Origin of the sequence: Parabacteroides sp. ASF519 (genome assembly GCF_000364265.2) — a bacterium.
Lineage (GTDB): Bacteria > Bacteroidota > Bacteroidia > Bacteroidales > Tannerellaceae > Parabacteroides > Parabacteroides goldsteinii.
Genome location: NZ_AQFV02000006.1, coordinates 188,345 through 209,156, shown reverse-complemented (window position 1 = coordinate 209,156; position 20,812 = coordinate 188,345). Strand labels below are relative to the sequence as shown.

Annotated in this window: 15 protein-coding genes and 2 pseudogenes; 12 read left to right on the top strand and 5 right to left on the bottom strand. The window is 44.6% G+C overall.

The annotated features are described in order from the left end of the window. Positions 1 to 144 precede the first annotated feature (144 nt). The 12 genes and pseudogenes from C825_RS01200 to C825_RS01145 all read left to right on the top strand — a co-directional run bounded on the left by C825_RS01200 (position 145) and on the right by C825_RS01145 (position 14,153). Positions 145 to 1,932 carry a tetratricopeptide repeat protein gene (locus tag C825_RS01200; protein WP_228110488.1) on the top strand — a complete coding sequence of 596 codons (1,788 nt, stop codon included), beginning with the start codon at positions 145 to 147 and terminating at the stop codon, positions 1,930 to 1,932. Positions 1,933 to 2,094: 162 nt separating this feature from the next. Continuing rightward, positions 2,095 to 2,523 carry a DUF3244 domain-containing protein gene (locus C825_RS01195; RefSeq protein ID WP_010801074.1) on the top strand — a complete coding sequence of 143 codons (429 nt, stop codon included), beginning with the start codon at positions 2,095 to 2,097 and terminating at the stop codon, positions 2,521 to 2,523. 19 nt (positions 2,524 to 2,542) lie between these two features. Then, complete coding sequence (locus C825_RS01190) at positions 2,543 to 2,773, top strand: NVEALA domain-containing protein (RefSeq protein ID WP_010801073.1); 231 nt, start codon at positions 2,543 to 2,545, stop codon at positions 2,771 to 2,773. A 91-nt stretch (positions 2,774 to 2,864) separates the two neighbouring features. Then, positions 2,865 to 3,977, top strand: coding sequence for a 6-bladed beta-propeller (locus C825_RS01185; RefSeq protein WP_010801072.1), 1,113 nt, complete (start codon positions 2,865 to 2,867; stop codon positions 3,975 to 3,977). Positions 3,978 to 3,993: 16 nt separating this feature from the next. Then, on the top strand, positions 3,994 to 4,338 hold the full coding sequence (locus C825_RS01180; RefSeq protein WP_010801071.1) for a hypothetical protein: 345 nt from the start codon (positions 3,994 to 3,996) through the stop codon (positions 4,336 to 4,338). A 326-nt stretch (positions 4,339 to 4,664) separates the two neighbouring features. After that, the gene (locus C825_RS01175; RefSeq protein ID WP_010801069.1) at positions 4,665 to 5,375 is read left to right on the top strand and encodes a hypothetical protein; all 711 of its coding nucleotides are present in this window, start codon (positions 4,665 to 4,667) and stop codon (positions 5,373 to 5,375) included. 295 nt (positions 5,376 to 5,670) lie between these two features. Continuing rightward, entirely contained in the window at positions 5,671 to 6,939 is a 1,269-nt protein-coding gene (locus tag C825_RS01170; protein ID WP_010801068.1) for an ATP-binding protein, read from the top strand. Positions 6,940 to 7,167: 228 nt separating this feature from the next. Beyond that, positions 7,168 to 10,413, top strand: a complete 3,246-nt coding sequence (locus C825_RS01165) for a DUF2723 domain-containing protein (RefSeq protein ID WP_044215062.1) — start codon at positions 7,168 to 7,170, stop codon at positions 10,411 to 10,413. Between the two features lie 3 nt (positions 10,414 to 10,416). Then, positions 10,417 to 11,028, top strand: a complete 612-nt coding sequence (locus C825_RS01160; RefSeq protein ID WP_009860329.1) for a polysaccharide deacetylase family protein — start codon at positions 10,417 to 10,419, stop codon at positions 11,026 to 11,028. A gap of 48 nt (positions 11,029 to 11,076) precedes the next feature. Beyond that, positions 11,077 to 12,095: pseudogene (gene queG, locus C825_RS01155) on the top strand (tRNA epoxyqueuosine(34) reductase QueG). A gap of 3 nt (positions 12,096 to 12,098) precedes the next feature. Next, positions 12,099 to 13,388 carry a S28 family serine protease gene (locus tag C825_RS01150; RefSeq protein WP_010801065.1) on the top strand — a complete coding sequence of 430 codons (1,290 nt, stop codon included), beginning with the start codon at positions 12,099 to 12,101 and terminating at the stop codon, positions 13,386 to 13,388. 48 nt (positions 13,389 to 13,436) lie between these two features. Beyond that, the gene (locus C825_RS01145; RefSeq protein WP_009860326.1) at positions 13,437 to 14,153 is read left to right on the top strand and encodes a DUF5036 family protein; all 717 of its coding nucleotides are present in this window, start codon (positions 13,437 to 13,439) and stop codon (positions 14,151 to 14,153) included. A gap of 15 nt (positions 14,154 to 14,168) precedes the next feature. Here C825_RS01145 and C825_RS01140 read toward each other — a convergent pair whose 3' ends face one another. From C825_RS01140 to C825_RS01120, 5 genes and pseudogenes are all read right to left on the bottom strand, one after another. Continuing rightward, positions 14,169 to 14,618 (bottom strand): YqaA family protein, encoded by a 450-nt coding sequence (locus tag C825_RS01140; RefSeq protein WP_010801064.1) that lies wholly within the window; start codon positions 14,616 to 14,618, stop codon positions 14,169 to 14,171. Continuing rightward, positions 14,603 to 15,612, bottom strand: a pseudogene (locus C825_RS01135) (hypothetical protein). Before C825_RS01135 ends, C825_RS01140 begins: the two are co-directional and overlap by 16 nt. Then, the gene (gene purD, locus C825_RS01130) at positions 15,613 to 16,881 is read right to left on the bottom strand and encodes a phosphoribosylamine--glycine ligase (protein ID WP_009860323.1); all 1,269 of its coding nucleotides are present in this window, start codon (positions 16,879 to 16,881) and stop codon (positions 15,613 to 15,615) included. Positions 16,882 to 17,009: 128 nt separating this feature from the next. Beyond that, positions 17,010 to 19,226 carry a S9 family peptidase gene (locus C825_RS01125; RefSeq protein WP_010801062.1) on the bottom strand — a complete coding sequence of 739 codons (2,217 nt, stop codon included), beginning with the start codon at positions 19,224 to 19,226 and terminating at the stop codon, positions 17,010 to 17,012. Then, the gene (locus C825_RS01120) at positions 19,210 to 20,808 is read right to left on the bottom strand and encodes a THUMP domain-containing class I SAM-dependent RNA methyltransferase (RefSeq protein WP_009860321.1); all 1,599 of its coding nucleotides are present in this window, start codon (positions 20,806 to 20,808) and stop codon (positions 19,210 to 19,212) included. The genes C825_RS01125 and C825_RS01120 overlap by 17 nt, the downstream gene beginning before the upstream one ends. Positions 20,809 to 20,812: the final 4 nt, after the last annotated feature.

The window sequence follows — 20,812 nt, the reverse complement described above, 5'->3', positions numbered from 1 at the left end:
TCCGGTTCAACGCCTTTTCGTATAAAAAATTGATTATTAATAGCTTTGGATTGAATTGTTTCATTATCTTTGAGGCTATAACAATTATGCCATGCAGCGATGAGATACCTATCTTACATAGTATTCTGTCTGTTCTCTTTCGCGATGTGTACTGAACAACCAAAAGAGTTATTGCCGGAACTGTCTTATGCAGAGTCGCTTATGCAACGTTGCCCGAACAGTGCCCTGGTGGTATTGGATTCAATGGAAGTACCCTCTCCGTCAGATAAATTTCAATATGCTACGTGGTGTTTGTTGATTACTCAGGCACGTGATAAAAACTATATAAAGCATACTTCTGATTCCTTGATCAATATTGCATTGGATTATTTTGAAAAACAGGATGATCCGGTACGGAAAGCGTCAACTCTATATTATGAAGGACGGGTTAACCATGATTTGCATAATGCGGAAGAGGCAACTGATTATTATTTACGGGCTAGGGATGTGGCGAAGAATACGACGGATTATAGGTTGTTGTATTTGATCAATAATCATTTGGGGACATTATATGCTTATCGTAATTTGCCCGATTTGGCTTTGGATACCTATGTGAATGCACAGAATTATTCAATTCAATTGAAGGATAGTGCGCTCATCTCAAATTCTTATTCCTATTTAGGGCGTGTTTCAATGCTTAACAATAATCCGCAAGAGGCGTTGGATTATTATAAAAAAGCGATAGAGATTGCGGAGCAGTCAGGGAGTTTAAATGCTTTAACATTGGCTTATGGGGAAATATCGACGGTATATCAAGCCTTATCTATGCTTGATTCTTCTATGTACTATCTACAGAAATCAAAGGAGATAAAAGAGATATATAATGCTTCTGCTTTATCACAAACCTATTTGGGAATCGGAGAAACCTATTATTATATGGGATTATCTGATTCTGCTTACTGTTATTTGGAAAAAGCATTAAATACTATTAATCCTTATACAAAGCAAGATGCAGTACATATTTTGTATTATTTATGTAGGGACTTAGGAAAATATGAGGATGCGATTAAGTATAATGAGCAATATTGGGTTTATAAGGATTCTATAGATAACATAAATCGTACTTCTGAAATTGCAAAAATTCAGGCAAAGTATGATCAGGAGAAACTATTGAATATAAATAATCAATTAGAGAATAGTATATTATGGGGAGTGATTGCATTATTAATAATAATATGTGTACTGATATATAGTTATCAGCAAAAATTGGTAAAGAAAGAACGTATAATTAAAGAACATAAAGATCTGTTACAGGTGCGTTTAACACAATTACATGAAAATGAATTTATAATTCATGAGAATGAAAATCTTATAGGAGTCTTATCTTCTCAAATAGAGGAGAATATAGGTTCGCAGGAACATATAAATGATCAAATGGCGGAAATGGAACGAATCCGCCAGAATAATGCAACATTACAGACTCAAAATGAAATATTGCAGAATGATATAAAGAAATATATTTCTAGTTTGAAGGAAAAAGGAGAGGTGCTAAAAACGTATGAACGGCTGACTGCAGAAAATACTTATTTATTTGAACGACAAAGATACCTGTGCTTTCAATTAATTAAGCATATAAATATACTCGATTGTTTAAAGTCTGATCCAAAATATATAGAAGAATCTCAATGGCCTGAAATTTTTGAGTCAATAAATATCGTTTATCCGAATCTGATTGGGCGTTTGAGGAAAGACTTTTTTTTAACAGATAGTGATCTCCTAATGTGTTGCTTGATAAAGTTGCAATTGAATAATTCTACTATAGCTGCATTGACTGCCATTTCTCCCTCTTCCGTAACCAAACGCAAGCAACGTTTGAAAGAGCGGATCAATCAGCATCTAAAGACTCCGCTAGGGGTTGAAACCACCATTGATACTTATCTTTGGAAGTACTGAGAAAATCCTTGTCCACATTTTACCTTTGACTCACGTTTTTAAAGTGCTTATTATTAGGCTTTAGAGCGTTTTTATCTGTCCACCCTACTGTCCACTAGTTTTTACCTGTTTCTATTGTAAACCGCATACCTTTACAGGGTAGAAATTTATAAAATTATCGTTATGAAAAAGATCTTTAAAAAGCTTACGTGGGCAATATGCGTATTTTTTGTTTTCAGTAGTCTATTACTGCAGAGTGTTTCGGCGAAGGGAAACAATAGTGTTTCATTTTATGGAAGATGGGAAGAAGGTGCACGTTCCATTTCTTCTTCAATTCCAATCTCCGCTTTTGTTAATGATGGTGTTTTATCCATTCATAGTAGTACTCAACGTTCCGATATAACTATATGTATATTGAAAGACGGAAAGGTTCTTTATGAAAAAATGATCCCGGCATCGAAAACTGATTGTGTCACAATTGATTTGAGTGAATTTGAACCTGGAACTTATACCGTTGGATTGAAAAATCAATGGGATGATTGTCTTTGGGGAGAGTTTTATGCTAATTATGATAAAAAATGGTCTTATGATCAAAATTGTATTGGTTGTTAAATAATAAATTTATTGAAAGATGAGAAAGAAAATGATTGGTGTTATTGCTATGATTGCGATTGCATTTTTAGCAGGATGGAATATTGTTCAGCAAGACAATGATATTGAATTATCAGAGTTGGCGTTGGAGAATATTGATGCTTTAGCTGGTTGTGAAGTGATTGGTTGGATATCAGGTGATTATCGAGTAACTGTTTATGGCTGTTCTTGGAGTTGTAGAAGTGGTGGATATTTTAATTGTCCATATTGATATTTCTTTAATAAAATGTGGAAAGACCAATTTGAATTTTCGGTGAAAGTTCAAATTGGTTTTGGATTTAAATTAATTATTCTCTGATCTCATGAAAACATTAATTATTATACTGTTAAATATTTGTTTCTTATTTTCATGTAGTTTGCCTCAGAATAGAAATTTAGAAAATGTGTATGTTTTAAATCTAGATGAGGCCAACAATAATGATTTTTACTCAATGTTTGATAGTGTAACTTATATCTCTTTAGAGACGCAAAGTGATAATGAAATCGGTCAAATTAGTCGTATTTTATATCATTATGGAAAGTATATTGTTACGGATATGTTGACAAATAGAGTTTTTATTTTTAATGAAGATGGGAAATATTACTCAAAAATAGATGCGATTGGCAATGGCCCAGAAGAATATGTACAGATTACCGATATCACTATAGGTAAATATAATGAGAGAATTAAAGTGTTGGATGCTATGCAAGGTAAAATTGTTTCTTATGATTTGGAAGGGTATTCTGTTGGAGAAACGAAATTACCTGTAGTCCCGGCTCCTCTTCATTTCTGCCAGGTTGAGAAAGAAAAGTATGCATTCGATTTTCAGCGTTGTTCTTCGGAAAAGGAATGGCAATATAATTTGTTTATAAGTTCTGAGTATTTATCAGGAGAAATAAGCAAATTTTTACCTTATGATAAGCCTTTGGATGTTTGTTTTTCTCCAAGGGTTACCCTTCAAGAGATAGATGATGAAGTTTTATATATCCCATTGTATAGTCCTACTATATATACTATTGACTCTTTTGAATTGAAACCTCGTTATACTTTTGATTTTGGAGATAAATGGGTGGATCAAGATTTTGTAGATATTGAGTGGAAAGACGCTGGAGAGTTTATGAATAAGTTAAGTAGGACAAAGTATGTCTACTATTTCAATTTGTTAGAATCAGGATCGCATATTTATGCTGAGTTTATGTACAAAGAAAATAAGTATCGTTTGGTGATAGATAAAGAAACGGATCATTTATTTTTACAACGTGAAACTGAGGCTTATAAATGTCATTATACTGAAATTCCAATGTGTTGCATCGGAAATAAGTTTGTTATTCCTCTGACTCCTTTTGAGTATAATTCAATGATTGGAGATGAAGCTATTCAACTACCAGAAGATAATAATCCTATACTTATGTTCGTGACTTTCAAAAAGTTCTGATTATAAATTTATTGATATGAAATTATTACTGTTATTATTTATTTTGATGCAAGGGGTTACAAATGAAGAATTTGATTGTAAGATGTTTTATGAGAAGACATTGGTGCCAATGTCCATTAAAGGAGGACTTATAAAAAAAGAAAAGACAGATGACTATTATCTGTTGTATGTGAAAAATGAGAAGGATAGTGGGAAGGAAGCTGTTATTAGATTACTCAAAAACAAAACGGGGAAGATGATTTATCTATTTGCTATAGATAATAGTATGATTGTCAAGGCTGAAGGAGAAGCAGTTGTTCGGGTTATATCTCCGGTGAAAGATGGTTATAATGTCCAGGTATTTCCTGATCTTTGTGAATAGCTTTTTAATCATAGTTTATATTTTTATATAAATCGAAGTGTTTAATTTATTTACAACGATCGTGCGAGACATCTAATAAGCTGGAGATGGATATCACCCTGATTGTTATGCTGTCTTTCCTTTTATTATTGTTAAATGATAAGTACTCATTGGTAGTGATCTATTGTATTGCCGAATGAGAATCTCTTAAAAATACGAAACGTTCTCATAATTCGGGCATTATCTGTCCGAGAATTCTAACATTGGTGTATCTTTGCTCCGGAACGAATGAAAGATAAGGTTTGTGGGTGGAAGTAAGAAAAGTATTAATTTAAGAAAATACGATTATGGATACTCTGAATTTAAAATTTCGTTTATTGCTTTTATTGGTTACGGTAGGTACTGTTTTAGGTTCATGCGCATATGATGACGATGAAAAGATGTACTCTTCGAGGAGTTATGATGAGACTTATGCATTGCTACGTCCTTATATAATCGTGAATGAATATGATGAGTTTGAGCTTAGTGCAACTAAAGAGGTTACCGATCCGTTGAGAATTTATCCGGGACATATTGCACGACTAAAAGGTGATTTGCATAGTATAAATCTACAAACGAAAAAAGCATTGAACGATTACCAATGTTCGCAGGTTCTGATGGTTACGGAACGCCAAGGCGTCCTGGTTAAGAAAACAGCTTTTAACCTTACATATGAGATTGGTTCGAATGATCCGGGTCTGATAGCTACGCGGGCTGATGCTTCTATGGTTATTGATTCCGAAGAGGGGGGAAGTGCCTCTTTCACCGGTGGAACTCAGGTAAGGACAGATATTTCCATTTCTCCGGGTCGGAATTCTCCCTATGTGTTGACTTTTGATTGTAGCAGCGGGAAGCTAAGTAATGATCAGGATTATATTTATTGGGTGGGTACAGTCGGTACAACACTTACAAACTGGTGGCATGCCAATAACCCCAACGGAAATAATACTCAGTGGAGTTTCAGTGCGAATGGTTTAAGCAATGGAGCTCGCGGATATGTCTCTTTCCAATCGCGATAAAATCGCACTCACCCCGGTCTTTGTAATAGAATATGTTGTATCATTATTAGGTTATCAAACATAACTTATACAGGATGATATTTTCTGATGTTTATAAGTTATGACTTATAAAATTATGAAGATAATTGAACGACCTGTTTATAGCAAACGGATAAAACCTTTTATCGGATTTTTTGAAGAAAAAGGATTTATAAAATAGTCTAATCAAAAGAGTAAGACCGAAAATGTGATTTTAGTAGTGCGAAATTTTCGAGTGTGGAAGAATATTCTTACATTTGAAGAAATATTTTCGAGTATGGAAGAAAATTTTGCATTGTTGGCAAAGTATAATTTTTGGAATGGGAATGTTCCTGAATTAGGTTTTATACGGGTTGGTTATACAGATAAAATTTTTGATTATATAGGAAACAGGTTAGTCAAAGTGCTTGTCGGTCAACGTCGTGCTGGTAAAAGCTATATACTTAGGCAAATTGCTTACAGATTGGTTCAGGACGGTATTAATCCTCAGAATATATTTTATATCAATAAAGAGTTTACGGATTTTGATTGCGTAAAAGATTATCATGATCTGGAAATCTTGTTGAAACAATATAAAGAAGCATTAAAACCTGTAGGAAAAGTCTGGTTGTTTATTGATGAGATACAAAATGTTACAGGATGGGAGCATTTTGTGAATTCTTATTCTCAGAATTTTGCTGATAATTATGAAATCTTTATAAGTGGTTCTAATTCAAAGATGTTATCAGGAGAACTTGCCACTCTTTTGTCCGGACGATATGTGAATTTTGAGATATTTCCGTTTAGTTATCAGGAATATATCGGGATAACCGGAAAAGACGATCACAGGCAAAGTTATTTAGACTATATGGAAAGTGGGGCGTTACCTGAATTATTTATCTTACCTAACAATGAGACGAGGCGTAATTATGTTGCGGCAATTAAAGATACCGTATTATTAAGGGATATTATACAACGAAATAGCATAAAGGACCCTAAGTTATTGGAAGATATTTTTATATATCTTGTGAACAATGCCTCTAACCTGATTTCGATAACCAATATTTTGAATTTCTTTAAAAGCAAGAAGCGGAAAACAACCTATGATACTATTTCTAACTATATTGGCTATATAGAAGATACGTTTCTTATTCATAAAGTTGAACGTTATGATATAAGAGGAAAGGGGACGATTTCCGGCAATTACAAATATTACATTAATGACCTTGCTTATAAAAATTATCTTTATCCGGGTTTTGCCTATGGAATCGGTTATAAGCTGGAAAATCTTGTCTATTTACAATTGCGGCGTTCCGGATATGATGTGTATGTCGGTGCTATGCGGGATAAAGAAGTTGATTTTGTCGCAATGAAAGGGGATCATATTCTTTATTTGCAAAGTACCTACTTGTTGTCAGATGAGCAAACGGTCCGTCGTGAATATGCGCCTTTGGAAGCAATTCAGGATAATTATGATAAGTATGTAGTTTCTTTTGATGAGATTTCGTATCCTTCCAATAAGGGCATAAAACATATTCAAGCCTGGAAACTAGCAGAGGTAATCTGATCAAAGTAACCGATGAAAAGGCGGTTTTTGCTATATGACATCCGTGTCATATTATTGTCATCTTCAGTCAGCTAAAAATCAGACTTTTTTTAATATAATTCTAATCTCTTCAATACAATTTATGGAGTATTAAGGCGTTGGTATTAAACGTAAATGCTTACCTTTGCGGCCGACTGTCCGTGTGAGGATGGCGTAATTTGACAACTAATTATCACACTTTATACAAACATGAGAAAGTATAAACTAATCAACAACGTGTTGGGATGGATCGTTTTTCTGATCGCTTCAACCGTTTATTTGATGACTATCGAACCCACTGCCAGTTTCTGGGATTGTGGTGAGTTCATCTCTTCTGCTTTTAAATTGGAAGTTGGGCATCCGCCCGGAGCACCGTTCTTTATGTTGACGGCCAACCTGTTCACGCAGCTTGCATCCGATGCTTCCTCAGTGGCTAAAATGGTCAATTCGATGTCGGCACTCTTTAGCGGGCTGACGATCCTGTTCCTGTTCTGGAGTATCACACACCTGGCCCGTAAGATCATGGTGGACGATGAGAGTGAAATCTCATTGGGTCAGATGATCACAATTATGGGTAGCGGTCTGGTAGGAGCATTGGCCTATACATTTAGCGATACATTCTGGTTCAGTGCCGTGGAAGGTGAAGTATATGCTTATTCTTCTCTGTTTACTGCATTGGTTTTCTGGCTGATCCTGAAGTGGGAAGAGGCGGCTGACCGTCCGCATGCCGACCGATGGATCGTACTGATCGCTTATCTGATGGGGTTGAGTATCGGTGTCCACCTGTTGAACTTGCTTTGTATCCCGGCTATCGTGCTGGTTTATTACTATAAGAAATTCCCGAATCCTACGATGAAGGGAACTATTTATGCGTTGTTGGTTTCGTTCGCGATCGTCGGACTGATGATGTATGGTGTCGTACAGGGACTGGTTGAAGTCTGCGGTTATTTCGAACTGTTGTTTGTCAATGTGTTGGGAATGCCTTACAATTCAGGTGTATTTGCCTATGTGATTGTATTGGCCGCCGTGCTGATCTGGTCTATCTGGGAAACGATGCGCGATGAAATTAATCCGGTGCGCATGAAGGTGGCGTTTATTCTGTCTATCGTATTGGTGGGTGTGCCGTTTATCGGAAGCGGCTATGTGTTGGCGGTTATTCTGACAGGTGCCCTGACTGCTTATTTGTTTATGAGCAAGAAGGTGAATATCAAGATGCTGAATACCGTATTGGTTTGCCTGATGGTGATCGTTGTCGGTTATTCTTCTTATGCGCTGACGATGATCCGTGCGACGGCCGATACGCCGATGAACCAGAATGCTCCGAGCGATATTTTCACTTTGCGTTCTTATCTGGCTCGTGAACAATATGGTAAAACACCGTTGTTGTACGGACAGACGTTTGCTTCGGAAGTACAGCGCGAGAACCAGGGCGGTAACTGCGTTCCTGTAACCAAGGAAGGTGAAGCTGTATGGAGCCGCGTCATCAAGAAAGATCCGAGTGAAAAAGACAAATATTTTGTTTCGCGCCACGATGTGGAATATGAATATGTAGACGAACTGAATATGCTTTTCCCACGTATGTACAGCAATGTGGATGCGCATGTGGGAGCTTATAAGGAATGGTCGCAGTTCAAGGGAGAACCTGTGAAGTTCAACCGTTGCGGTGAGAACGTGACGGTGATGAAGCCGACGTTTGCCGAAAACCTGCGTTACTTCTTTGCCTATCAGCTGAACTTCATGTACTGGCGTTACTTTATGTGGAACTTCTCCGGCCGTCAGAATGATATCCAGGGAAATGGTGAAGTGATGAACGGTAACTGGATTACCGGTATCAAGGCAATCGACGAGGTGCTTGTAGGTCCGCAGGACAACATGCCTTCCGATATAGCTGACAATAAAGGACATAATGTATATTATATGTTGCCGCTCCTGCTCGGTATCCTGGGACTTTTGTACCAGGCTTATTCCGGACAGCGTGGTATCCAGAGTTTCTGGATCACTTTCTTCCTGTTCTTCATGACAGGTATCGCTATCGTGCTCTATCTGAACCAGACGCCCTATCAACCGCGTGAACGAGACTATGCGTATGCAGGCTCCTTCTATGCCTTCTGTATCTGGATCGGGTTCGGTGTCGCGGCCCTGGCGAAGCTGATGCAGAAGTACGGCAAGTTGTCTCCGGTGGTGGCAGGTTCTGTTGCGACAGTACTGTGCCTGTTCGTGCCTATCCAGATGGCGGGGCAGAACTGGGACGACCATGATCGCTCGGGACGTTATGTCTGCCGTGATTTCGGTGCTAACTACCTGGAATCGTGCGAACCGAATGCCGTGATCTTTACCAATGGCGATAACGATACTTTCCCGTTGTGGTATGCGCAGGAAGTGGAGGGTATCCGTACCGATGTCCGCGTATGTAACACCAGTTATTTGCAGACAGACTGGTATATCGACCAGATGAAGAAACAGGCGTACGAATCGGCTCCGCTGCCTATTTCATGGGACCGTGCCGATTACATACAGGGTACGCGTGATGCTGCCTATATTGTCCCGATGATGGATAAACCTATCGACCTGAGTACCGGGCTGAACTTTGTACGTAGCAATGATCCGAAATTCAAGAAGATACCTGGTTTCAATCAGGAACTCGACTATATCCCTTCGGAAACGCTTGTTTATAAGGTGGATTCGGCGACAGCCGTTGCTAAAGGCCTGGCTACTGATTCGACCGGTTTATTGAAGGAAATGACAATCAGCCTGAAAGGCAAGACTGCTTTGGGCAAACAGGAACTGATGATCTTGGATATGTTGCAGACCAATAACTGGGAACGTCCTATTTATTATGCGATCACCGTAAATCCTGACCAGTTTGTCGGTCTGGACGGTTACTTCGAACAGACCGGTCTGGCTTACCAGATCGTTCCGAAGCAGGCGAACAAAGGCACCAACACGGAAAAGATGTACGACAACGTGATGAATAAGTTCAAATGGGGTGGCGTAGACAAACCGGGCGTTTACATCGACGAAAACGTGATGCGTATGTGCAAGAGCTACCGTATGGCATTGTTCAATAAGTTGGCTGAAGACCTGTTGAAGGAAGGTAAGAGTGAAAAAGCGCTGAATGTACTGAACAAATGTATGGAAGTACTGCCGCCGGAGAATGTTCCGTTGGATTATACCGCTCTTACGACAGGCGAATTGTATTATGCGCTCGACCAGGATGAAAAGGCAGAAGAGGTCTTTACCGGAATTGCAGAGAATGCAATGCGTAATATCGACTGGTTCTTCCGTCTGAGACCTTCTCAACTGGCTTCTGTAACGAGAGAGTTGGAACATAACCTGGCTGTCATGAATCAAGTGCTGACGGTCAGCAAACATTATAATCCCGAATTCGCTGCTAAGTATCAGGAAGAGTTTGACAACTACCGGATGGCTTGGGGTTCGGTGCGTGGAAATAAATAACGTATGTTTATAGAACAACCGCCCTGGTTCTACAGGGTCCTGTTCCCAGGGGTAATCTGGCGGATACCGGCCAAGGAGAAGTGTGTATATCTCACCTTCGACGACGGCCCTATTCCCGAGGTTACCCCTTGGGTTTTGGATATACTCGATAAATATGGAGTGAAGGCTACCTTCTTCTGTGTGGGGGATAATGTCCGCAAACATCCGGATATCTATCAGATGGTGCTCGATCGCGGCCACCGGGTAGGGAACCATACTTACAATCATATCCAGGGACTTCAATACTGGACGAAGAATTATCTGGATAACATAGAGAAGGCTGCCGAATATATTCAGAGCGATTTATATCGTCCTCCCCACGGGCATATGCGTTTTCCGCAGGTTGTCGCCTTGCGCCGGAAGTACAAGATCATCATGTGGGACGTGGTGACCCGCGATTACAGTCCTCACATGACTCCGAACGGTGTCTTCAATGTGGTAAAGAACTATACCCGCAACGGCTCCGTCATTGTCTTCCACGACTCCCTGAAAGCCGAAACGAACATGCGCGAAGCCATGCCCCGCGCTATCGAGTGGTTGCAGCAGGAAGGGTATGTGTTTAAGGTGTTTGAATAATCTGTCAAGCCCGTCATGACAGAATGTTGAGGTTCCCATTTAGTTGAGATGCATAGTTTATCCATATTAATAAAGAACAAAGCGAAGGAATTAGGCTTCGATGCCTGCGGAATAGCTGAAGTGGCTTCCGCAGACACCGAAGCTTTGTTTTTTGACCGGTGGATAGCCGAAGGATGTCATGCCGGCATGAAATATATGGAGAACTACCGTGATATCCGGCTTGATCCTGCAGGGCTGGTGGAAGGTGCCCGTTCCGTTATTTCCGTGGCTCTTAATTACTATCCGCCACAGAAGCAATCTCCCGGTTCCCCGCGCATTTCCTATTATGCTTATGGAAAGGACTATCATATCGTTGTGAAAGACAAACTCCGGCAGCTCTGGGAGTACATAACAAGCCTTGTCCCCGTGCTTGACACGGGGCTGCAAGTGAGCAGGCCGCTTCGACCGGAAAATGAGGAGATCAGTTCCTCGGCGGCCCGTGTCAAGCACGGGGACAGGCTGATTCCCCCCTTCCTGCCGCCCGCCTCTTCACCGACTCCGCTCCCATCCTGGAGCGTTACTGGGCCTGGAAAGCCGGCCTTGGCTGGATCGGGAAGAATACCAACCTGATCATCCCCGGCAAAGGTTCCTTTTTCTTTCTCGGAGAGATCGTCACCACCCTGGAACTGGATTACGACACCCCTCAGAAGAACCGTTGCGGTGCTTGCCGCCGTTGCCTCGATGCCTGTCCGACAGGTGCCCTGGAACGTCCCGGCCACCTGAACGCAAACAAGTGCATCTCTTACCTTACAATCGAGCATAAAGGCGATATCCCTTCCGAACAGGCTTCCCGCCTGGGTGACCGCCTCTACGGTTGCGACACCTGTCAGGAGGTCTGTCCCTGGAACCGCTTTGCCAGTCCTACCCGTGAAGCGGCTTTTTCTCCTTCCCCGGCTTTCCTGTCTTTGAAAAAAGAAGACCTTCGCTGCTTTACCCGCGACGATTATAATCGTATCTTTGCGGGGTCGGCTGTGAAACGAGCCAAATATGAAGGACTGATAAGAACAATAAATAACAAAAAAGAATAAGCCATGAGAAGAACATTCAATCTTCTGCTTCTCTCTTTTCTCTGTACCCTGGCTGCCTTTGCCGCGCCGGGCGAACTGAAGGAGAAGCTTGCCGCCCTGAAAGGGATCACCAGTGTCGAACAACTGGAATCGGACGTTTATCCCGAAAAGTATCTTGTACGTATCACCCAGCTTGTCGACCCTAAGAATCCGGAGGCCGGCACTTTCACGCAGCGCGTTGTTGTTGGCCATGTCGGTTTCGACCGTCCGACCGTTATTGTCACCGAAGGATATGGCGGCGCTTATGCCCTGAATCCCAAATACGAGGAGGAACTGACCAAGCTGCTGAATGCCAACCTGGTCTTTGTGGAGTATCGTTATTTCCTGGAATCCACACCCGAACCCTGCAACTGGGATTATCTGACTGCCGAAAATTCCGCTTACGACCTGCATAACGTCAACCAGACTTTCAAGCAGCTTTATACCGGCAAATGGATCAGCACCGGTATCAGCAAAGGCGGCCAGACGACCATGCTTTACCGTGCCTTTTTCCCGGACGATGTGGACATCTCCGTCCCTTATGTCGGCCCGCTGTGCAAAGGCGTTGAAGACGGTCGCCACGAACCGTTCCTGCGTAAGGTCGGTAGGAAACAGGAGCGCCGCAAGATAGAAGCGTTCCAAAAGGAGGTCTTGAAACGCAAAGAAGAGATTCTTCCTTTGCTGGAGGCTTTTTCCAAAGAAAAGAACCTGGAATACCGTATCCCGATGCCCGAAGTACTCGATTATTGCGTGCTGGAGTATCCCTTTGCCTTATGGCAGTGGGGAACGTCCGTATCTGTTATTCCTTCTCTCCATTCCGATACCCCGACGCTGTTCAAACACCTGATGGATATCAGCAGTCCTGACTATTTTGCGGAGAACCAACCGAATATTTCTTTCTTTGTTCAGGCCGCCCGTGAACTGGGTTATTACGGATACGACACGAAGCCGTTCCGTAAATACCTGACTATCGACAGCAGTAAAGGTTATCTGAACCGCATCATGTTGCCCAAAGAGCTGGTTGGCAAGGTCGAGTTCCGCCCTGCCCTTTATCATAAGATTTATGATTTTCTGAAGGACAATGATCCGAAGATGATCTTTATTTACGGTGAAATCGACCCGTGGAGTGCCGCCCATGCTCCGGTTTTCAAAGGAAAGAAGAATGAACAAGTCTACTTCCAGCCTCGCGGCAGCCATCGTGCCCGCATCGGTAATATGCCTGAAGATATGAAGGAAAAGATCTTGACGCAGCTGAATCAGTGGCTGGCGGAATAACATAAATACTTTGTGTGTGTTTCCTATTGTAAAACTATTAATTAAGAAATGATGAAAAAGAAGCTATTATTTCAACTTCTGTTTGTTGCGAATGTATTTTTCGCAACATCTTGTTCCGATGATGATTCAGTAGAATTGGAGGATGTCACCACATTGAATATGCTCAATGAGGATAACGGAAAAACGTATCTGGGCAATTCGGACATTTATATCACGGATGAAAACAATTTCAGTGGCTCGTCGTGCCTGCTTGTGGAACTTGGTGGTGCAAACGGGATTGGAAAGGTTGTTCCTCCCAGGGTCGGAGACGGACTCGTGCGGAAGGCGGCCGTGTTACCGGGATGCCTTTATCAGGCCTTCAATCGCAATTCGATACTCGAATTTCCTTCCGGAAAACCTGCGATTGCTCTCGAAGCCTCTTATTACCAGTTTTATGTTGAATCTGAAATCGTGAAGGATATAGCGAATACGGGAACGGCAGTCAATGTGGGAGCCGTAGTTAAATATGCCCCCGTCTATCCCGATCCGCAAGGCTTGCCGGAATACGGCAGCGTGATCGGTGAGGTGAGTAACAGCGGTGATGTGGTGGAAATGGATTTTCCGAAAGATGTCGAGTTCTTATACTCAACATCCAATGGATTCGAGATAACGACTGATGGTGGTAAATTGACTGTTACCTATTATTATTGGACCGATTCGAAAGAATACTCCATCTATGTGCGCCGCGGTAGTATCTTTACGGAAGTCATCATTCAGGTAGTATAATAAGGGAAAGAAAGTTTAAAACATTCCCTGCACCTTATATACAAACTCCATCCATACCCAATAGCGGATGGCTTTGCCCAGGAACATGGAGATGGCGACGATCCAGACGTTGGCGCGCAGGAAACCGAGCGCTACCGCGATAAAGTCGCCGATGCCGGGGAGGAAGACGAAGAAACCCATCCAGGAACCTTTACCGGCAATCCAGTCCTGTACCTTTTGCAGCTTTTTGGCATCCAGTTTGAGGTATTTCTCGATCCATTCCACTTTTCCCAGCATGCCGAGCCAGTAACAACTCATGCCGCCCAGGAAGTTGCCCAGTGTGGCGGCGACCATGCAGGGCCAGTAGGCAGAACCAGCCAGTAAAACACCGGTCAGGACGACTTCGCTGCTGAAAGGCAGGATCGTCGCTGCGAGGAAAGAGGCGATGAACACCCCGATATATCCGTATTCTATAAGAAATTCCATAGGCGTAGAAACAAGAGAGCGATAAATAGAACAATGGTGGAATAGAAGGTCCAGAAAACGATCTTACCCCGCATGACGGTGAAGAAATGGGCGATCAGTATGGCAGAGGGGATACAGGCTGTCTCCAGAAACTCTTCCGATGCCTGCTCGTACAGGAAATAGAGTGCAAAGGCCCACACCGACATGCAGATCAGGAAGGACAGGAACTGGCGTGTACGCAGCACATCTTCGTATTCGTGCGTGATGATGTTGATAGCGGATACAGCCGTCAGTATGGCGATGGCGATGATTCCGACCCAGTCGAGCAACCCGATGCCGGCAGCGGCCAGGATGCGTATCTTGAACAGCGTGGCAAACGGAATCGTGAACGGCGTGAAGTCGCGGAACCAGATACACCAACCCAGCAGGAACCAGTAGACGGTACCTACACCGAGCAGGGAGGCTAGAAAGGTACGGATACTCAAGCTCCTGAAGTTATACATCCCTATCCAGAACAGAGGAATGAACCAGAGGATATGTACCCATAGCAGGCTTCCGATCCCGATCAGCAGAGAGGCATTGTAGGCTTTGCTCTTGGCACCGGGGTCGTGGTAAGAGGTGAATAGCTGATAGATGGCCAGAATCAGGCAGAATACGCCGACTGAGGTGGATTTCAGCGGCAGGAAATCCGGGTTGGTACTGATGAACAGTACATAAAACAGGAAAGGCAACAACGTCTTCTCGCGGATCAGCACCAGGACATAATTGGCACGGTGGAGCAGGAAGGCGCCCCGAACATCAGCAGCATGCCGATGGCATAGGTGAAAGCCTTGCCGGGCAATACCTGACAGATAGCATTCCATAGGGGCGGTGCCGTCACTTCTCCATACACCGGATAGCCGACCGAGTTCAGGTAACTCACGATCCAGCAGGCGACACAGGCCATCAGGGTACAGGCAAAAGTTGCCGGTCCCGAAATGGTGTGTCTGCGAGAATAGCTGTATGTATTGTTCATTTACAAATCGAACCCGATGTCGCTTCGGAAATATTTCTTGTCGAACATGATGGTCTTTGCTCCGGCGAATGATTTGGCCAGGGCTTCTTCCTTATTGGCTCCGTAAGAGCTGACAGCGATGACGCGTCCGCCGTTGGTCATGATCCGGTCGTTGGCGGAGACGGTGCCGGCGTGGAAGATGATGTTGTCGGAGGTGATGTCGTTCAGTCCGTAGATCAGTTTGCCTTTTTCGTAGGCTTCGGGATAACCGCCGCTTACCAGCATGACCGTAACGGCTGCACGCGGGTCTATTGTCAGGGTGCGCTTGTCGAGGTTGCCTTCGGCCACGCCTTCCAGTAGGTCTACCAGGTCGCTCTGGATGCGGAGCATGACTACTTCCGTTTCCGGGTCGCCCATACGGCAGTTGTATTCGATCACCTTGGGATCGTTCTCATTGATAAGGCCCAGGAAGATGAAGCCTTTATAGTCGATACCTTCCGCTTTCAGACCTTCGATGGTCGGACGGATGATCTGTGTTTCCACTTTGGCCATATACCCCTCGTCGGCAAATGGAACAGGGGAAACGGCACCCATACCGCCGGTGTTCAGGCCGGTATTGCCTTCGCCGATCCGTTTGTAGTCTTTGGCTACGGGGAGTACTTTGTAGTTCGTGCCGTCGGTCATGACGAATACCGAACATTCGATACCTGTGAGGAACTCTTCGATAACCACTGTCTTGCTGGCATCGCCGAACATACCGTTCAGCATGTCACCCAGTTCTTTTTTCGCTTCTTCCAGCGTTTCGAGGATGAGTACGCCTTTTCCGGCAGCCAGTCCGTCGGCTTTCAGCACGTAAGGGGCAGGCAGCGATTCGAGGAAGGCGTATCCTTCGGCGATATTTTCGGCTGTGATGCTCTTGTAACGGGCGGTCGGTATGTTATGGCGCATCATGAATGCTTTGGCAAAGTCTTTGCTGCCTTCCAGCTGCGCTCCGGCTTTGGACGGACCGATCACGGGGATGCCGGCCAGCGAGGCGTCGTTTTTGAAGAAGTCGTAAACACCTTTTACCAGCGGATCTTCCGGACCGACAACAACCATGTTCACATCGTTAGCCAGTACAAAATCTTTGATGGCGGCGAAATCGTCCGCCTTGATATATGCATTGGTTCCCACCTGTGCAGTACCTGCGTTGCCGGGGGCAATGAATAACTTATCCACTTTCGGACTTTGGGAAATCTTCCAGGCTATTGCATGTTCGCGGCCGCCGGAGCCTAATAATAGAATGTTCATATCGTTATGTTTATTATATTATCTGATGGTAACTGTTTCCCCTCTTGAGAGGGGCAGGGGGTGTGTCATTGTCCCGCCTTATAACTAGCTTTAACACACCCCTTATCCCCTCTCAAGAGGGGAAACAGTTACTCTTTGTTCGTATTCTTCAAGTAGTCATCGAAATACCGTGTTATCTTCTCGTAGAGATGCGGGCGGTCTTTGCCTGTCACGTTGTGCTCGTGGCGGGGGTAGACGAAATAATCGGGATAGGTATCTGCATCCACGCAGGCTTTCAGGAAGCCCAGGCTATGTTGCCATACTACTACCGGGTCGATGTCGCCGTGTATCTGGAGGAGATGGCCTTTCAGGTTGCCTGCCTTCAGCTTCAGGTTGGCGTTCTTATACCCTTCCGGATTATCCTGCGGACGGTCCATATAACGCTCTCCATACATGATCTCGTAGTTGCTCCAGTCGATCACCGGACCGCCGGCAACACCGACTTTGAAAACATCGGGATGCGTCAGGATCAGGTTGGTCGTCATGAAGCCGCCGTAGCTCCATCCGTGCACACCGATACGGTCGGCATCCACGTAAGGAAGCGATTTCAGGTATTCCACGCCTTTCATCTGGTCGGCCATCTCGTTGACACCCAGGTTGCGGTGGATCACGCTTTCGAAAGCGAATCCCCGGTTAGATGTGCCGCGGTTGTCGACCGTGAAAACCACGTAGCCGCGTTGTGCCATATAGATATCCCAGCCTCTTACGCCGTTCTGCCAGCCGCCCGTTACCAGTTGTGAGTGGGGGCCGCCGTAGACGTAGACGATGGTCGGGTATTTCTTGTTCTCATCCAGTCCGACAGGTTTGACCAGGCGGAAATGCAGGTCGGTTGTACCGTCGGCAGATTTTATGGTACCAGCTTCTATTTCCGGCAGTTTGTAGCCTTTGTATGGGTCCCGGGCGGTCAGGAGGTTTTTGATCTCCTTGCCGTCTTTGGTCCGGATCAGGTTGATGATGCGCGGGATTTTCGGAGCGTCGTAACTGTCGATCGCATATTTGCCGGAGGCGCTGACCGAAAGGTTATGTACACTTTCCAGGGCGGCATTCGGTGTCAGCAGGGATGTCTCCCCCTTCTTTAGATTCAGCTTCCAGCCGTTTACATTCATCGGAGTGCCGTAATTGAACGAACTCCGTATGTGCGGTTGGGTGGAAGTGATAAACAGGTTCTCGCCTTTGGCGTCGAAACCGATTACCTGGGTGACTACCCATTCTCCCTGTGTCAGTTGCTTTAGTTGTTTGCCGGTGGTGTCATACAGATACAGGTGGTTGTATCCGTCTTTCTGGCTTTGCCAGATGAATTTGCCGGGATCGTTCGGGAGGAAGAGTACCGGATATTGCGGTTCAACGTAATGTTCGTTCGTTTCTGTGAAAAGGACGGCTTCTTTCTTGCCAGTCAGGGCAGAATAGCGAACCAGGTTCATCTCATTCTGTTCGCGGTTCAGTTCGGCAATATAGATACTCTTTTCATCCGGGCTCCAGGCGATGTTGGTAAGGAACTTTTCTTTCGGGGTTCCGGTTTCCAGCCAGACGGTTTCGCCTGTCGAGAGGTTGTACACACCGACTGTTACCTCATGGCTCTTCATGCCGGCCATCGGATATTTAACCGGTTCGGCTTTTGCCTGGCGGGCATCGATATTGACGATAGGATAGTCTGTGACCATGCTCTCGTCCATCCGGTAGAAAGCCAGAGCGGAACCTGCCGGTGACCAGAACAGTCCTTTGCTGATGCCGAATTCACGTTGATGGACTGCCTGTCCGCAGACGATTCCATCTTTTGTTTCACGTGTAACAATACTCGTCTGATTCTCCGGTGAAAGAATCTGTATGTTGTTCCCCACCGTGAATGCCAGGCAGTTATTGGCCGGACAGAAGTTATAGTTCGATCCTTTGCTGTCCAGCTGATAATTGCCAATTATCTTGTTTTCGGCAAAATTGTAATGCAGGCGGTGGCCTTTACTGGTAAAAGCCAGTACCGGCTGGTCCTTATAGGGAACCGAAAATCCGGGCAGGCTGCCTACCGTCGGAAGTCCGGCTGCCGAAAGCGCCTCATTGAGTCGGCTGCGTGTAAAGGCAACCTGCTCTTTCTTTTCGGGTACGCCGCATATCATACTGTCTCCTTTGACATACAGGTAAGTGTCCCCACACCATTGTAGCTGTTTGAGACTGGCCGGGACGAACTTATTGTGTGTCTTCCCTCCCGGAAGCAGGTCGTGTAATGTGAGTTGTTTGTCCTGTGCCATCAGCGTCATGGATGTAGATAAAGCGAACACGCAAAGAACCAGGAAGTGTTTAATCTTCAAAGTCATCGTTGTCTTCTCTTCTGAATGGTTTCTTGAATGGACGGCCTTCTCCGCGTTTTCTGTCTCCGAAGTTCTTTCTGTTTTTAGAGAACCTGTCGTCTTCGTCTTTGTAACGCATTTTGACGGGGCGTTTTTCGCCGGCTTTGTGCAAAATCGGACGAACCGGGCGTTCACCACGTTCGCCTCCGAACTGTTTGCGGGCAGGACGGCCGTCACCGCGTTCTTCACCGAAGAAACGTTTTCCCGGTGCTGCGGATGTACGTTCGTTTTCGTCTTCACTGTGAGCAGCGGCGAAACGACGGTCGGGGCGGTCCATGCGGTCGGTCTTGAAGTTCGGGCGACCTGCAGGACGGGTGTCATATCTTTTTTCTGGGAACGAGGGCCTTGGGCGTGAGGCGGAATCTTCCGTTCTTTCCGCGCCTTCCTCGTTCAATGCTTTCTTATAGTCTTTGTTCTTTCCTTCAAATATTTCGTAACAACGGTATTCGCAGTCGAGCGAGCCGTTGATCAGCTTCATCCGTTCGCTGGGACGCAGGCCGATCTTGTCGAAGCATTCGTCTTTGTAGCTGAGTATCCATACTTTATATCCGGTAAACACATGTTTGACGCGTTCGCCGATCATATTATAAAGTCCCAGCAGGTCGCGGGAGGAGATACGTTCGCCATAAGGCGGGTTGGTTACCAGAATACCCGGTTGCGGCGCTTCCGTATATTGCTGGAAAGGCATCGTTTTCAGTTCGACGTATTTGGCCAGGCCTGCGCTACGGATATTCTTCTGGGCGATCTCGATAGCGGCCGGGTTGATATCCGAACCGTAGCATTTGAAAGTGAATTCGCGTTCCTGGCTTTCGTCGTTATAGATGCGGTCGAACAGTTCCTGGTCGAAGTCGATCCATTTCTCGAAAGCGAACTCCTTGCGGTGGATACCCGGGGCGATGTTCAGGGCGATCATAGCCGCTTCGATCAGTAGCGTACCGGAACCGCACATCGGGTCGACGAAATTGGATTCGCCTTTCCAGCCTGTCTTCAGGATCATACCGGCAGCCAGCACTTCGTTCAGCGGTGCTTCGGTCTGTTCCACGCGGTATCCGCGTTTGTGAAGGCTCTCGCCCGAACTGTCGATAGACAAGGTACAGTCGTTGTGCGAGATATGTATATTGATGTATAAGTCGGGATTGTTCACACGTACGGAAGGACGTTTGTTGTGCTTCTCCATAAAGTAGTCAACGATCGCATCTTTTGTACGGTAAGCCACGAATTTAGAGTGATTGAAATCTTCTGAATAGATCACGGAGTCGATCGCGAACGTCTTGTCCAGTGACATATAGTTTTCCCATACGACCTTTTTCACTTCCTTATAAACCGTATCGGCATCTTTTGCCTTGAAATGATAGATCGGTTTCAGGATGCGTAAGGCGGTGCGGCAACAGAAGTTGGCTCTGTAAAGCACTTCTTTATCTCCTGTGAAGGATACCATCCGGCGGCCAATTTCTATATCGTTGGCGCCTATAGCTAATAACTCACCGGCCAGTATTTCTTCTAACCCGTACAGGGTTTTGGCCACCATTTCAAATGTCTCGTTATTCATTTGC